Raw genomic sequence first — 13,536 nt, 5'->3', positions numbered from 1 at the left:
TGGAGAACTTATGTTATCCGACGACATTACACTACTTATTGAACTGCAAGAGAAAGACAATGCAATTGATGTGCTAAATTCACAAATAAGTGGCATTCCATTGGAAATCACTCAAAAAAAAGAGCTTATGTTACAGTTTAAGGCAGATTTTGAGGCAACAAAGTTGTCGTTTACACAGTTACAAATTAAGCGCAAAGAAAAAGAAATAGATGTAGAAACAAAAGAGAGCTTGGTAAAAAAACACTCTGGAGAGTTAAACTCCATTAAATCAAACGATGCTTACAAAGCTCTTATCTTAGAAATAGAACAGGCAAAAAAAGAAAAATATGCATTAGAAGATGAGATACTTCAAATTATGGAAGACTCAGAGAAAAAAAGCGCAGAACTTAAAGAAAACGAAAAAAAATATAAAGAAAAAGAAAAGCATATTGAGCAAGAGATAACTGATATCACAAAAAAGCTTGATGTTTTTAAAAATGATGTGTTGCAAAAATGTCAGCAAAGAGCCATTTTAGCTCAAAAAGTAGAGCCTAATACACTTTCAATGTATGAATATATTCGTTCTGGCAAAGGCGGTGTTGCCGTTGCTTGCATTGAGGGTGAAAACTGTGGCGGTTGTCACATAAACCTAAGACCTCAATTAATCAATGAGGTTCATAAAGCTCAAGCGTTGGTACGGTGTGATAACTGCTTTCGAATACTTTACAAAAAATGAAAATATTAAATATTTTTGTGGATGGTGGAGCAAGGGGAAACCCAGGTCCTGCTGGAATTGGTGTTTACATTTGTGATAGAGATAAAGTAGCCATTTTGAGCCATAAAGAGTATATTGGAAAGGCAACCAACAATATTGCCGAGTACACTGCACTGATAAGAGGTTTAGAACTTGCTAAAAAGTACTTGCCTTGTGCGGTAGTGGTTTTTACAGATTCAGAACTAATTTGCAAGCAGATGATAGGTGTTTACCGCGTAAAAGACACTACTCTCTTAGAACTATTCAAAACAGCGAAAACATATACAGTAAAATTTCAAAAATTTGATATTTGCCACATCCCGCGTGAAAAAAACAAAGAAGCTGACAAACTTGTAAACCAAGCGCTTGACGGCGCAGGGTTTTAGGTAAAATTAATATTTTTGCAGTATTCATATTATCTGGGGCAACTGCAGGGTCGCTTTGCGATTTATTCGCAAAGAGGAAAGTCCGAACTTCAATCCCGCCATAGGCGGGATAAACGGTAGTGGGCAATTCCCATCGTCCCGCATATAGCGGGATAGAGGTGCGAACAGTAACGGCTTTTGCTGAAAAGCAAAAGATTGCCGCCTAGTGCGGTAAAGGCCTTGAGGTAACTTAAGGTATGAAACGGCTAAATCCTTACCGGGATGCAAGGCAAAGTTTGCAGGTTTAACCGCCTGCAGGTAAGCCGCTTGATCGTATAGAGCAATCTATACGACAGAGAAATGGCCCTGATATGCGCTTAAAAGCGTATAACAGAATTCGGTGTATAGGTTGCTCCAGTTATTTTTTTATAAGGGAGATTTAGAATTGCTTTTAATGGGGTATGTTGTTTTAGGTTTAGTTGCTGGTTGTTTAAGCGGTTTTATAGGCATCGGCGGTGGTGTTCTATTGATACCGGTGCTGGTGTATTTCTTCAAAATGAGTCAGCATATGGCGCAAGGCACTACTCTTGCGGCAATGGTTGCTCCAATAGGTATACTTGCGGCAATAACTTACTATAATAAAGAGTATGTGAATATACCGGTTGCGGTGTTGATTTGCATCGGTTTTGTGATAGGTGGTTTAGTAGGCGCAAAATTCGCAGTGCTAAGCGATGGCGCAATTCTTAAAAAGGTTTTTGGTATTGTAATGCTTGTTGTTGCTTTTCAAATGATTTTTTCAAAATAGTTTTTTTATATCAATATAAATAATGCAAAATAGAAAGCGGTGGTTCTGAAATTTTAGAACTACCGCTTTTTTGTTGCCTTTTAATTGTTGTTAAATAAATAGCCTATTGACAAGTTATAGAAGTTGTAATATAATTCTGCCGTAGTGGTGCAAAGTGGTGGATTGTGTAAAATAATGGTGATATATGTATATTGGTAAATACCAGCATTTAATCGACGCAAAAAACAGGGTTTTTATTCCCTCGGCTTTTCGTACAGGGAAAAAGGCGAAGTTTGTGCTTACCCAAGGGCTTGATAAGTGTCTTTTTCTTTATGACTTACTCTCTTGGAAAAATGTCTTAGAAAAAATTGAAAAAGTGTCTTTACAAAGCAAAGTAGAGGAAAGGGCATTTAAACGAGCGTTGTTTTCCGGAGCATATGAAGTAGTTCCGGACGCACAAGGCCGCATATTAATTCCTGCCTCACTGGTGAAATATGCGGGTTTTAGCACAGAGACAACAATAGTTGGTGTAGGCAACCGAGTTGAAATTTGGGATAAAAAACTCTGGGAAGATTATTACTTAAAAGCTTCAACCTCTCTTAGTGAAATGTCCGATAAGTTAGAAATCTAAAGCTAACTAAAAGGCGCTTAAATGCAAGTGGAAAACTACCACATTCCTGTTATGCTTAATGAGGTGGAAGAGTATCTGCTTACTAATACAAGTGGTCTTTATGCTGATTGCACTCTTGGTGGGGCTGGGCATAGTTTTTATCTGCTAAATAAATATCCGAAGCTAAAAATTATCGGTATAGATTGCGATGAAGCTGCACTTGAGCAGGCAAAAATTAAAACTGCAGGTTTCACTGGTAGAATAGAGTTTGTTCGTGGGAATTTTGGGCAATTAAAAGGGCTTATTAACAAAATAGGAGTTTTAAAATTAGATGGTGTTTTACTTGATCTCGGTGTATCTTCAAGACAATTTGACGATAAGTCACGGGGTTTTAGTTTCATGCAGGGTCCTTTGGATATGCGCATGGACAACCGTTCTAAACTTACTGCAAAAGATATCGTCAATTTATATTCTTGCGAGCAACTTGCAGAAGTTTTTTATCGCTTTGGTGAGGAAAGGGAGTCGCGTAAAATTGCGCGCTACATAGTACAAAAGCGCTTGCAAGCGCCTATTGAAACTGCAAATGAACTTGCTTTAATTGTTCAAAAGGCAAAAAAAAGTTTTGGCAATATAAACCCGGCAACCAAAGTTTTTCAAGCATTAAGAATTGCTGTAAATAGTGAGTTGGATAGCTTAGAATCTGTGCTTAAATCCTTACCTGATGTCTTAAAAGCTGGTGCAAAAGCTGTAATTATTTCTTATCACTCACTTGAAGATCGTATTGTGAAAAATAATTTCAGGCAAGAAAAATTAAATGGAGTTTATGAGGTTCTTACAAAAAAAATTGTTGTGCCAAAAGAAGCAGAAGTGGCATCTAACTCAAGAAGCAGAAGCGCAAAACTTAGGGCTGCTAAAAGGTTAAATTAAACAATGCCAAGAAAACTTGTGTTTATTGTACTTGTCGCAATATTATATTCTGGCTTGTTAGTTTTGGAAGATAGTTTAGAGAAAAGCTCTGCCATTAACTTAAAAAAATTACAAGTTGAGGATGAAAGATTGGATTGCGAGAATGAGAAGTTGCAATTTGAAAATAAAAAGTACTCTACATTAGATATGCTAAAAAAAGTGGCAAAAGAGAAAAAATTAGTTCCACCAGAGCAAAACCAGGTGATATTCCTTGAATAAAAATAATAATAATTTAAATCATAAGTTGCCAACTTTCGTGATGGCATGTTGTTTTTTGTTTTTTGTTTTATTGGCTGCGCGTCTTTTCCAATTACAGGTTTGGAATCACGAAAGGTTGGATAACAGCGTAAATGAAAAAACTATAAAAAACAAAGAACAAAAGCCTTTAAGAGGTAGAATTCTTGATAGAAATGGCAACATTTTTGCGCTAACTACAAAAAGTTATGAAATGTTTATTGACCCGCTTGATGCTGGCGATTTGAAAAAGGTCATATCTGCCCTTAGAAGTGTTGGAGTTGATTTGCAGCTAAGCTTTTTTATTGGAAAAGAAAAAAGGCGGTATATTCCAATTGCAAAAAATTTAGATAAAGAATTTGTATTAAAAGTAAAGTCACTTAACGTTAAAGGTATTGGTTTTAACGAAAACTTTAATAGAAGTTACCCTGAAGGGCGCACCGCTTGTCATATTATAGGCACAGTTCGGAAAGACGATTTAACAGGCATTGAAGGTGTTGAACTTAACAAAGACAGTGACTTGCGTGGAAACAATTTAGTTAACAAGTACATGGTTGATGCAAGAGGCAGGCTTCTTCCTGAAAAAATAATTGATAAAGATAAACTTGCTGGGGCCGATGTTTACCTTACAATTGATAAAAAATTGCAGTATATTGCTGAGCAAGAAATTGATAAAATTTTTATTTTAACCAATGCAAAAAAGGGATTAGTTATTATACAAGATCCTTCAAACGGAGAGATACTTGCTATGGCTTGCAGGCCGAATTTTGACCCTTCAGCCACAGTTGAAGATATAAGTGTCCTTAGGAATCCAGTTGTTTGCGATACATATGAGCCAGGTTCAACATTTAAGCTTGTAACAGCCGCCGCAGCGCTTAAAAGTAAAACGGTATCTCGCGCAGATAAGTTTGATTGTGAAAATGGTGTATATGAATTATATGGTAAGAAAATTAGGGACCACGAAAAAAGAGGTGTACTAACATTTGATGAGGTAATAGAATACTCATCTAATATTGGTGCAGCAAAAATTGGACAGAAAATTGGAAAAAATAATTTATACAACACTATCCGTGAGTTTGGATTTTATTGTAAAACCGGTATAAATATTTCAGGAGAAGCTAAGGGAATACTTGCTCCACCAGAAAAATGGACAGGTCTTTCTCTTCCAAACATTTCTTTTGGGCAAGGTATAAGTGTTACTCCTATACAAATACTAAGTGCTTACTCTTGCATAGTTAATGGTGGTATGCTTTTTGCGCCCCAAATTATTAAGCAAATTAAATTTGCCGATGGAACAATAGTTCAAGACAATGAAAATAACTTTGTAAGAAATGTTATCCCAAAAGAAGTTTCAGACGATTTAAAGGATATATTAAAAAAAGTTGTTGAAAATGGTACTGGCAAAGCCGCAAAGGTTTTGGGTTATTCGGTTGGTGGTAAAACAGGTACAGCCCAAAAATATGATCAATTAACAAATAAATATTCAACAAGCAAGTATGTTGCTTCATTTTGTGGGGTAATTCCTCTATCAAATCCAAGGTTTACAATACTTGTAATTTTAGATGAGCCAAAAGGAGATTATTGGGGTTCTTCAATTGCCGCTCCTGTTTTTTGCAATGTGGCAAGCCGTGCCGTGCGACATATGCGCATAGATCCCGACGATGTTGTAGACCTTGCTTCTAAAAAGGAATAAAGTGAAACTAAAAGATTTGCTTTCCGGCTCTAACGGTATTTTGTATGGCAATGGCGATGTTGATGTTAAAGGCATTGCAGTTGACTCACGAAAAGTTAAAGACGGTTTTATTTTTTTTGCTATCAAAGGTATGCATGTTGATGGGAACAATTACATTGATCAGGCAATTAATTCTGGTGCCTGTGTTGTTGTAAGCGCGCAATACTTACACGATTTGTCATGCGCACTTTTTTTAGCTGAGCCATCAGAAGTAATTTCTGAGGTTGCCGCAAAATTTTATAACTACCCGGATAGCCAGCTTTTGCTTTTTGGAGTTACCGGAACAAATGGTAAAACCACAATTACCTATTTTCTGGAATCTATCCTTAATGTTTCTGACTTATCCACAGGGGTTGTGGGTACTGTGAATTACCGATACGCAAAAAAAACATTCGATTCGCCAAATACAACGCCACAAGCAGCAGAGCTTTATGAAATTCTTGCAAAAATGGTTAGTGAACATCAGGTTGCCGCTGTAATTGAAGTATCTTCTCACGCATTATCTCTTGGCAGAGTTAATGGAATAGAGTTTGATACAGCTATTTTTACAAACCTTACGCGCGATCATTTAGATTTTCATAAAACAATGGATGATTATTTTTACGCAAAGGCCAAACTATTTTCAGGTCTTGTGCAAAAAAGAAAAAACAAAAAAAAGATTGCTGTTATTAATATAGATGACCCATATGGCAAAAAAATGTTAGATGTTGTTGATCCCAGTGCGCAAAAAGTTACCTATGGCATAAAAAATAACGCCTTAGTTAGTGCTCAGGAAATAATTAAAAGTGCTAAACATGCATCATTTTTGCTTAAAAGCGATTTTGGAACATTACCGGTTATTTTAAATTTTATAGGCGAGCACAATATTTATAATGCTTTAGCAGCTGCGGCTTCTGCATTATACAATGGAATATCTATTGAAAATGTTAAGCGCGGCTTAGAGGGTTTAAATTCTGTCCCGGGAAGGTTGGAAAAAGTGGATCTCGGCCAGGCATTTAATGTTGTGGTAGATTATGCCCATACCGATGATGCCTTAAAGAATGTTTTAACATCGTTAAAACCATTAACAAGCGGTAAACTTATAACTGTTTTTGGTTGTGGTGGTGACAGGGATAGAACTAAAAGGCCAATAATGGGAGCCGTTGCAACAGAACTTAGTGACTATGTAATTGTTACATCGGATAACCCAAGAAGTGAAGACCCGCGCAATATCGCCCTTGATATTGAGGTTGGCATAAAAAGAACAAAGAGAGAAAATTATAAGGTTGTGCTTGATAGAAAAGATGCAATTTTAGAGGCATTATCAATGGCTGCAAGTGGTGATGTTGTTTTACTTGCGGGCAAAGGGCATGAAACCTATCAGATAGTTGGCAATAATAAAATTCATTTTAGTGATTTTGAAGTTGCAAAGTTAGGTTTAGAAAGTTTGCGCAAAACGGGCAAAAGTTTGTAAAATCCCTTCAATCCGAACTTTGCAATAGGTTTGAGAACCGAGTCGAAAGAGATGGATGTAGTTTTGATGCAAAAATTGCAGCGAATGGTTATTCCATTTGCAAGGTTTTTGCAGAAAAAAATATCCCATATCTTTTGACGAATTCCAAACCCTATTGTAAAATTTGGGTTCAGTTCAGTAATACATTCCAAAGATTGCCATAAAAACAAGCAAGAGTAATTAAATAATGGAAAAATTATCTTTTTCTGAGCTTATAGGTGCACTGCGTGGGAGTTCTGATTTTATTGGTGATAGAAATTTTTCCGTCACAAGTGTCTCTATTGATACAAGGGTAAGTATTGAAGACAGTTGTTTTTTTGCAATTTCCGGGAATAATTTTGACGGTCATGATTTTATACAAGATGCTTTTAATGTTGGAGCCAAAGCGGTTGTTGTCAAGAAAAATAAAGTAAAAAACTTAGCTAATATACTTAATAATAAACCTGTAATTGTTGTAGAAAATACAACTACGGCGCTTGGAGCACTTGCGCATTATTACAGAAAAAAATTTAGTGTAAATGTGGCGGCGATAACAGGGTCTTGCGGCAAAACCACAACTAAAGAAATGCTCGCTTCAATATTGCAAACAAGTTCTAAAGTATTAAAAACTCAAGGGAATTTTAATAATCAAATTGGTTTGCCACTTACAGTTTTTGGGCTAAATAGTTCCTACGATTTTTGTGTGCTTGAGTTGGGTGCATCTTACCCTGGTGAAATAAAAATTCTTTCAGATATTGTTGCCCCACAAGTTGCCATAATAACAAATGTAGGGCTTGCGCATTTAGAGGGTTTTGGCTCAAAAAATGCAATTTTGAAAGAAAAATGTTCAATATTTACTTCATTAGGGCAAGATGGTTTAGCTGTTGTAAACGCGGATGATGAGTTGTTGTTGCGTGAGGCAAAAACAAGCAAAGTAGATTATTTAACCTTTGGCATAAATAACAATGCCGATATAACTGCCTCAGATATTGTATCTTTAGGTGAAAATATAAAATTTAACATAAATGTATTTGGAAAAACAAAAGATGTTATGCTAAATACATTTGGTAAACATAATGTTTATAATGCTCTTGCGGCGGGTGCTGGCGCAAGCGCCTTTGGTTTTAGCTTAGATGAAATAGCGGTTGGTTTAAGTGAATTTAAAACATCTCCGTTGCGTTCTAATATTTCAAAAATTCATTCGTTAAACACAACGGTTATTAACGATGCCTATAATGCAAACCCAACATCTATGCTTGCATCGATTGATGCGTTATTAAGTTCTTTTGATAGTAAAAATATAGTTTTGGTGCTCGGAGATATGCTTGAACTTGGCGCGGATGCTCAAAGCGAGCATGAAAAATTTGGTTTATATTTGCGTGGCAAAAAATTTGAAAAGGTGTTATTTGTTGGTGAACTTATGCGGTTTGCTTACAAATCATACAATTTTGAAAATGCAGGTTATTTTAAAAATGTAACTGCTTTATGCGAAGCTTTAAATTCGCTAGAAATAAAAAACAAAACAATTTTTTTAAAAGCTTCTCGCGCAATGCGTTTAGAGAAAGCAATTGAATTTATTAAAGAGAGGGAATAACTAAATGCTTTATCATCTACTTTATCCTTTAAAAATATTTTTTTCGCCGTTAAATATATTTCAATACATTACTTTTAGAAGTGGTGCGGCAATACTTACAAGTCTGCTTATAAGTTTTCTTGTGGGTCCATGGTTTATTTCTTATTTAAAAAAGAAAGAAATAGGCCAGCATATAAGGCAGGATGGCCCAAAAACACATTTAGGAAAATCAGGAACGCCAACTATGGGTGGATTGCTAATATTAGTATCACTTGTTGGTTCAACGCTTTTATGGGCTCGTTTAGATAATAGGTTTATTCTCTTGTGCCTTGCTGGTATGCTTTGGCTTGGTTTTTTGGGTTTTCTTGATGATTACACAAAGCTTATAAAAAAGAATCCAAAAGGTATCTCCGCCAAAACAAAATTATTTTGGCAGGCCCTTTTTGCTGTTGGTGTTGCCGCTTATTTATGGTTTTTACCATCAAACTCAAATTTTGTTTCAAGTGTAAACATACCATACATTAAAAGTATGTTTGTAAATTTGTCATATGGTTATATGTTGTTTGTGTTTTTGATAATTGTTGGCAGTTCAAATGCTGTTAACCTTACAGATGGCTTAGACGGTCTTGCGGTAGGGAATTTATTAATTGCGGCAATTGCTTTAGCTTTTTTCGCCTATTTTGCAGGCCATATTGAAATAGCCAAATATCTCAAGGTTGTTCATGTTGTCGGAGCGGGTGAATTAAGTGTGCTTTTGGGGGCTATGATAGGCTCGTGCCTTGGATTTTTATGGTTTAATGCTTACCCTGCCGATGTTTTTATGGGTGATACAGGCAGTTTGTTCCTTGGCGGAATTTTGGGGCTTGTTGCGATATTTATAAAACAGGAACTTATATTAGTTGTATTGGGTGGTGTTTTTGTTGCAGAAGCATTGTCTGTTATGATTCAGGTTTTTTCGTTCAGGCATTTTAAAAGGCGTGTTTTTAGAATGTCGCCATTACACCATCACTTTGAGCTTGGCGGCCTTGCCGAAAATAAAGTTACTGTGCGGTTTTGGATTATTGGCATCATACTTGCATTGTTGTCTTTTGTGTCATTAAAAATAAGATGAAAAAAATATTAAAAGACAAAAAAATCTCTGTTTTAGGTATGGGGCTGACTGGCGTATCTTTCGCAAACCTTGCGTACACTCTTGGCGCTAAAGTTTTTGTTAGCGACTCAAGGTCTGGCCAGAATAGAAAAGAATTAAATAAAAATATTCCTTTTGAAATAGAAGGCCATACCGATAAGGTTCTAAATGCTGACATAGTTATTAAAAGCCCTGGCCTACATGCAGATTTGCCTATTATAAAAAAAGTAAATAAGAGGAAAATACCTCTTAAAAGTGAAATTGATTTTGCGCTTAGTTTTATTAAACCTAAAAAAGTTGTTGCTATAACCGGTACTAATGGAAAAACAACCACCACCGTGCTTACCGGCGAGATATTTAAAAAATGTACAGGTAAAACAATTGTCGCAGGCAATATTGGCAAGCCGCTTTCTTCAGTGGTAAATAATGTAGATTCAAAAACTAACCTTGTACTTGAACTTTCAAGCTATCAATTACAGGACTCTTCCTCGTTTCGCCCAAACATTTGTGCCATATTAAACATAACTCCTGACCATTGCGAACACCACGGTAATATGCAAAATTATATTCTGGCCAAAAGTAACATTTTTTTAAACCAAAAGCCCAAAGATTACTGCATTTTAAATTTTGAAGATAAACACTGCAGAGTGCTTTCAAAAAAATGTATTTCTAAAATTGTGTTTTTTAGCTCTAAAAGAGCTTTGAAAAAAGGTGTTTGGTTTGCCGATGGCTTCATACATATTAAAATTGGAAAGGTAAATTTTTCTTTTAAGACAGACATAAAAATACCAGGTCTGCATAACATTGAGAACGCTATGGCTGCAGTTGCAATTGCTATTTGCGCAGGATTAAATCCGCTTGCCGTTGCAAAAGTTGTAAAAAATTTTAAGGGTGTTGAGCATAGAATTGAATTTGTTAAAAGGGTAAATGGTGTTGACTATGTAAATGATTCTAAAGGTACAAATGTTGACTCAACAAGGGTAGCACTTGAAGCATATAACAGGCCTATTTGGCTTATACTTGGCGGCCGTGACAAAGGCGCGCCATATAAGCCGATTTTTTCATTAGTTAAACGAAAGGTTAAAGGAATTCTGTTAATTGGAGAAGCTTCTTTAATTATAAAAAAAGCTTTCGCTGGAGTTGTTCAAATAATTGATTGCAAAACACTCAAAAACGCAATAACTTACGCTAATAAACATGCCATAAACAATGATGTGGTTTTACTCTCTCCTGCTTGCGCTTCCTTTGATCAATTTAAAAATTTTGAACATCGTGGGCAGATTTTTAAAAATTTAGTTAACAAGTTACATTGATTTTCAACGAGTAGATAATTTTACTTTAAGAGGAAAAATGTCAAAGCTTATTGCAATAGTAGATGACGAAGAAGATATTTTAGAGCTTGTAGCTATAAATTTAAGAAAAAGTGGTTTTGAGCCAAAGGTTTTTGCTGATGGCGCTAAGTTTTTTAAGTTTATTGCCAAGCAAAAACCAGAATTGGTTATTTTAGATATTATGTTGCCTGATATGGACGGTTTTGAGATTTGTAGAAATTTAAAAAAAGATTCGCGCTATGATTTAATTCCAATTATTATGCTTACCGCAAAAGCCGATGAAACCGATAAAATACTTGGTCTTGAGTTTGGTGCCGACGATTATGTTACAAAGCCGTTTTCGCCAAAAGAGTTGGTTGCAAGGGTAAAGGCGGTATTAAGGCGCAATGAACGAAAGAGTGTGTCAAAAGAGATTTTAATAGGTGGAATATTAAAGCTTGATTTTGAACGGTTTAAAGCTTTTGTAGATGGCAGGCAGGTAGAGCTTACAACTACTGAGTTTAAACTTTTGGAGCTATTTGCGTCAAAAATTGGTTTTGTTTTCTCAAGGGAGAATATTCTTGATCATCTATGGGGAGAAAAAGCTGTGTTAGATCGTACGGTAGATGTACACATAAAAAATCTGCGTGAAAAGCTTGGCAAGGCAGGAAAGTTCATAAAAAATATAAGAAGCATAGGTTATAAATTAGAAGAATGAAAAGTTTATTTGCAAAACTTTTTTTTAGTTTTTTTATTATAACAACACTTCTTTGTGTTGTGTTGCTTTTTGTTTCTTTTGAAACTGTTAAGAAACAGCACTATTCTCTCCTCTCCGACACGCTTGAAAAAAACTCAGCCCTTCTTACCCCAGAAGTTTTGAAATTTATTGATAACAAAAATGCTTTGAACTTATATGTTGCAAAAGCTGCGAAGGCTATTAATGCAAGAGTTACAGTTGTTAACTTGCAGGGCAATGTTCTTTCAGATTCTGAAAATGATATCTCAACAATGGATAACCATAAATTCAGGCCGGAAATAAGTGATGCCTTAGATGGGCGCATAGGAAAAGCAACGCGGTTTAGCCAAACTGAAAAGAAACAGATGTTTTATGTTGCAGTACCAGTTAAAGATCAAGGTGTTTTAAATAGTGTGGCTGTTCTACGGTTAAGTGTGCCGGTTTCTGCTATTAAGGGCTTTCAGCTTGAAATATGGGATAAAATTTTAAATGTAGCGTTGGTTACTTTATTACTTTCCTTGTTATTAGCGTATATACTTTCAAAAAAAATAGCAGGGCCACTTTCTCAAATTGGTGCTGCCGCTAGTAAGATAGCCACGGGCGATTTTTCAGCAAGAGTTTATATTAAAACACAAGGTGAAGTTAAAAATCTTGCGGATAATTTTAATTCTATGGGTGAGAAAATCAAAGGTTTATTTTCTGAGCTTTCTGAAAGTAGAGAACTTATGAATAGAATTCTCTCTTCACTTGAAGAGGGAATAGTTGTATTTGATAAAAATCAAAAAATAATAATATTTAACCGAAAATTTGCAGAGATTGTTAGTTTGGAAAATTTAAATGGTAAACACCTTTGGGAGGTACTTACTTTATCTGATTTTACTGGTATTTCTTCGCTTTCTGACAATGTGTTTCATAAATTGCCAGATGTAGCGCGCAACGGGCTAATCTATGCACCAACAGTTTCCCTTGTTAAGGCGGGAAGTGAGGTGATGCTTGTATTGTTTGATGTTACTCAGTCAAGAAACATTGAAAAAATAAAGAAAGAGTTTGTTGCAAATGTATCGCATGAACTTATGACACCACTTACAGCCATTAAAGGTTTTGTTGAGACAATGCAGGAAGAAAACACTACCGAGTATTTGCCAATAGTTCAAAAGAATAGCGAGCGACTTATTTATATTGTAAAAGACCTGTTGTTGCTTTCTAAACTTGAAGAAAAGACAACTGAACTTGAAAAAGAAAAGTTTGATTTAACAAAACTTGTCGCAAATGAAATTGAAATATTTCTGTCTAAAGCAGAGCAGAAGGGAATTAAAATTGAGTTTGATAGTTCTAATGTGTATGAGCTTCTTGCCGACCAGCTTAAAGTTGAACAAGTAATTGTGAATTTGTTGGATAACGCAGTAAAGTATAGCGAATCAGGTAAGATAAGTGTTAGTATTCAACGCGACAATGGGTATGTAGTATTGAGCGTGAAAGACACAGGTATAGGCATACCAAAAGAAAGTATAAATAAAATATTTGAGCGGTTTTATGTGGTAGATAAATCGCGTTCAAAAAAACTTGGTGGCACCGGTTTGGGCCTTTCAATAGTAAAACATATTGTTCATCTGCATAATGGCAAGCTTGAAGTTTTAAGCGAGCCTGGTGTTGGTTCAACCTTTAAAGTTTACCTTCCACTTGTTTAGTATATCGTCTTACAATCCAGGTTAAACCCTCTTAACACAAAATTAACAATTTATTTATCACCTCTTAATTGTGTTCTGTTATAATTTCGCCAGAAAGATGGCATTATAATTTTACACAGGAGGTGATTTGATTTTTTGTTGTTGATAGCTGATCAAATAAATTCAATGTTCTTTTACAATTTAGGAAAGGGTTCAGCGAGTTTTA

The 13,536-nt window shown here is 35.5% G+C and carries 13 protein-coding genes and 1 other RNA gene; all 14 read left to right on the top strand.

Features of this window, described 5'->3' with window-relative positions; genetic code table 11:
• The first annotated feature begins 10 nt into the window (after positions 1-10).
• The 14 genes from M0Q46_00525 to M0Q46_00460 all read left to right on the top strand — a co-directional run bounded on the left by M0Q46_00525 (position 11) and on the right by M0Q46_00460 (position 13,331).
• Positions 11-715 carry a C4-type zinc ribbon domain-containing protein gene (locus M0Q46_00525; GenBank protein MCK9582103.1) on the top strand — a complete coding sequence of 235 codons (705 nt, stop codon included), beginning with the start codon at positions 11-13 and terminating at the stop codon, positions 713-715.
• On the top strand, positions 712-1,119 hold the full coding sequence (locus M0Q46_00520) for a ribonuclease HI family protein (protein ID MCK9582102.1): 408 nt from the start codon (positions 712-714) through the stop codon (positions 1,117-1,119). Before M0Q46_00525 ends, M0Q46_00520 begins: the two co-directional genes overlap by 4 nt.
• A gap of 34 nt (positions 1,120-1,153) precedes the next feature.
• Positions 1,154-1,519, top strand: an RNA gene (gene rnpB / locus M0Q46_00515) — RNase P RNA component class A.
• A gap of 33 nt (positions 1,520-1,552) precedes the next feature.
• Positions 1,553-1,903 carry a sulfite exporter TauE/SafE family protein gene (locus M0Q46_00510; protein MCK9582101.1) on the top strand — a complete coding sequence of 117 codons (351 nt, stop codon included), beginning with the start codon at positions 1,553-1,555 and terminating at the stop codon, positions 1,901-1,903.
• Positions 1,904-2,087: 184 nt separating this feature from the next.
• Positions 2,088-2,513 carry a division/cell wall cluster transcriptional repressor MraZ gene (gene mraZ / locus M0Q46_00505; GenBank protein ID MCK9582100.1) on the top strand — a complete coding sequence of 142 codons (426 nt, stop codon included), beginning with the start codon at positions 2,088-2,090 and terminating at the stop codon, positions 2,511-2,513.
• Positions 2,514-2,534: 21 nt separating this feature from the next.
• Positions 2,535-3,419, top strand: a complete 885-nt coding sequence (gene rsmH, locus M0Q46_00500; GenBank protein ID MCK9582099.1) for a 16S rRNA (cytosine(1402)-N(4))-methyltransferase RsmH — start codon at positions 2,535-2,537, stop codon at positions 3,417-3,419.
• A 3-nt stretch (positions 3,420-3,422) separates the two neighbouring features.
• The gene (locus M0Q46_00495) at positions 3,423-3,677 is read left to right on the top strand and encodes a cell division protein FtsL (protein ID MCK9582098.1); all 255 of its coding nucleotides are present in this window, start codon (positions 3,423-3,425) and stop codon (positions 3,675-3,677) included.
• The gene (locus M0Q46_00490) at positions 3,670-5,385 is read left to right on the top strand and encodes a penicillin-binding protein 2 (protein ID MCK9582097.1); all 1,716 of its coding nucleotides are present in this window, start codon (positions 3,670-3,672) and stop codon (positions 5,383-5,385) included. The genes M0Q46_00495 and M0Q46_00490 overlap by 8 nt, the downstream gene beginning before the upstream one ends.
• 1 nt (position 5,386) lies before the next feature.
• Positions 5,387-6,877 (top strand): UDP-N-acetylmuramoyl-L-alanyl-D-glutamate--2,6-diaminopimelate ligase, encoded by a 1,491-nt coding sequence (locus M0Q46_00485; protein MCK9582096.1) that lies wholly within the window; start codon positions 5,387-5,389, stop codon positions 6,875-6,877.
• A 226-nt stretch (positions 6,878-7,103) separates the two neighbouring features.
• Complete coding sequence (locus M0Q46_00480) at positions 7,104-8,489, top strand: UDP-N-acetylmuramoyl-tripeptide--D-alanyl-D-alanine ligase (GenBank protein MCK9582095.1); 1,386 nt, start codon at positions 7,104-7,106, stop codon at positions 8,487-8,489.
• A gap of 4 nt (positions 8,490-8,493) precedes the next feature.
• Complete coding sequence (mraY, locus tag M0Q46_00475; protein MCK9582094.1) at positions 8,494-9,579, top strand: phospho-N-acetylmuramoyl-pentapeptide-transferase; 1,086 nt, start codon at positions 8,494-8,496, stop codon at positions 9,577-9,579.
• Positions 9,576-10,910, top strand: coding sequence for a UDP-N-acetylmuramoyl-L-alanine--D-glutamate ligase (gene murD / locus M0Q46_00470; protein MCK9582093.1), 1,335 nt, complete (start codon positions 9,576-9,578; stop codon positions 10,908-10,910). Before mraY ends, murD begins: the two co-directional genes overlap by 4 nt.
• A 37-nt stretch (positions 10,911-10,947) precedes the next feature.
• The gene (locus M0Q46_00465; GenBank protein MCK9582092.1) at positions 10,948-11,625 is read left to right on the top strand and encodes a response regulator transcription factor; all 678 of its coding nucleotides are present in this window, start codon (positions 10,948-10,950) and stop codon (positions 11,623-11,625) included.
• Entirely contained in the window at positions 11,622-13,331 is a 1,710-nt protein-coding gene (locus M0Q46_00460; GenBank protein MCK9582091.1) for an ATP-binding protein, read from the top strand. The genes M0Q46_00465 and M0Q46_00460 overlap by 4 nt, the downstream gene beginning before the upstream one ends.
• The last annotated feature ends 205 nt before the right edge of the window (positions 13,332-13,536 follow it).

It is taken from the genome of Endomicrobiales bacterium (genome assembly GCA_023228045.1).
Taxonomy (GTDB): Bacteria; Elusimicrobiota; Endomicrobiia; order Endomicrobiales; family JALOBY01; genus JALOBY01.
The sequence above is the reverse complement of the archived record's forward strand: the minus strand, read 5'-3'. Positions and strand labels throughout refer to the sequence as shown.

Coding starts and splice junctions, on each gene's coding strand:
- M0Q46_00520 (MCK9582102.1), top strand. CDS start 712: ATGAAAATATTAAATATTTTTGTGGATGGTGGAGCAAGGGGAAACCCA.
- M0Q46_00495 (MCK9582098.1), top strand. CDS start 3,423: ATGCCAAGAAAACTTGTGTTTATTGTACTTGTCGCAATATTATATTCT.
- M0Q46_00460 (MCK9582091.1), top strand. CDS start 11,622: ATGAAAAGTTTATTTGCAAAACTTTTTTTTAGTTTTTTTATTATAACA.
- mraY (MCK9582094.1), top strand. CDS start 8,494: ATGCTTTATCATCTACTTTATCCTTTAAAAATATTTTTTTCGCCGTTA.
- rsmH (MCK9582099.1), top strand. CDS start 2,535: ATGCAAGTGGAAAACTACCACATTCCTGTTATGCTTAATGAGGTGGAA.
- M0Q46_00480 (MCK9582095.1), top strand. CDS start 7,104: ATGGAAAAATTATCTTTTTCTGAGCTTATAGGTGCACTGCGTGGGAGT.
- M0Q46_00510 (MCK9582101.1), top strand. CDS start 1,553: ATGGGGTATGTTGTTTTAGGTTTAGTTGCTGGTTGTTTAAGCGGTTTT.
- M0Q46_00525 (MCK9582103.1), top strand. CDS start 11: ATGTTATCCGACGACATTACACTACTTATTGAACTGCAAGAGAAAGAC.
- mraZ (MCK9582100.1), top strand. CDS start 2,088: ATGTATATTGGTAAATACCAGCATTTAATCGACGCAAAAAACAGGGTT.
- murD (MCK9582093.1), top strand. CDS start 9,576: ATGAAAAAAATATTAAAAGACAAAAAAATCTCTGTTTTAGGTATGGGG.
- M0Q46_00465 (MCK9582092.1), top strand. CDS start 10,948: ATGTCAAAGCTTATTGCAATAGTAGATGACGAAGAAGATATTTTAGAG.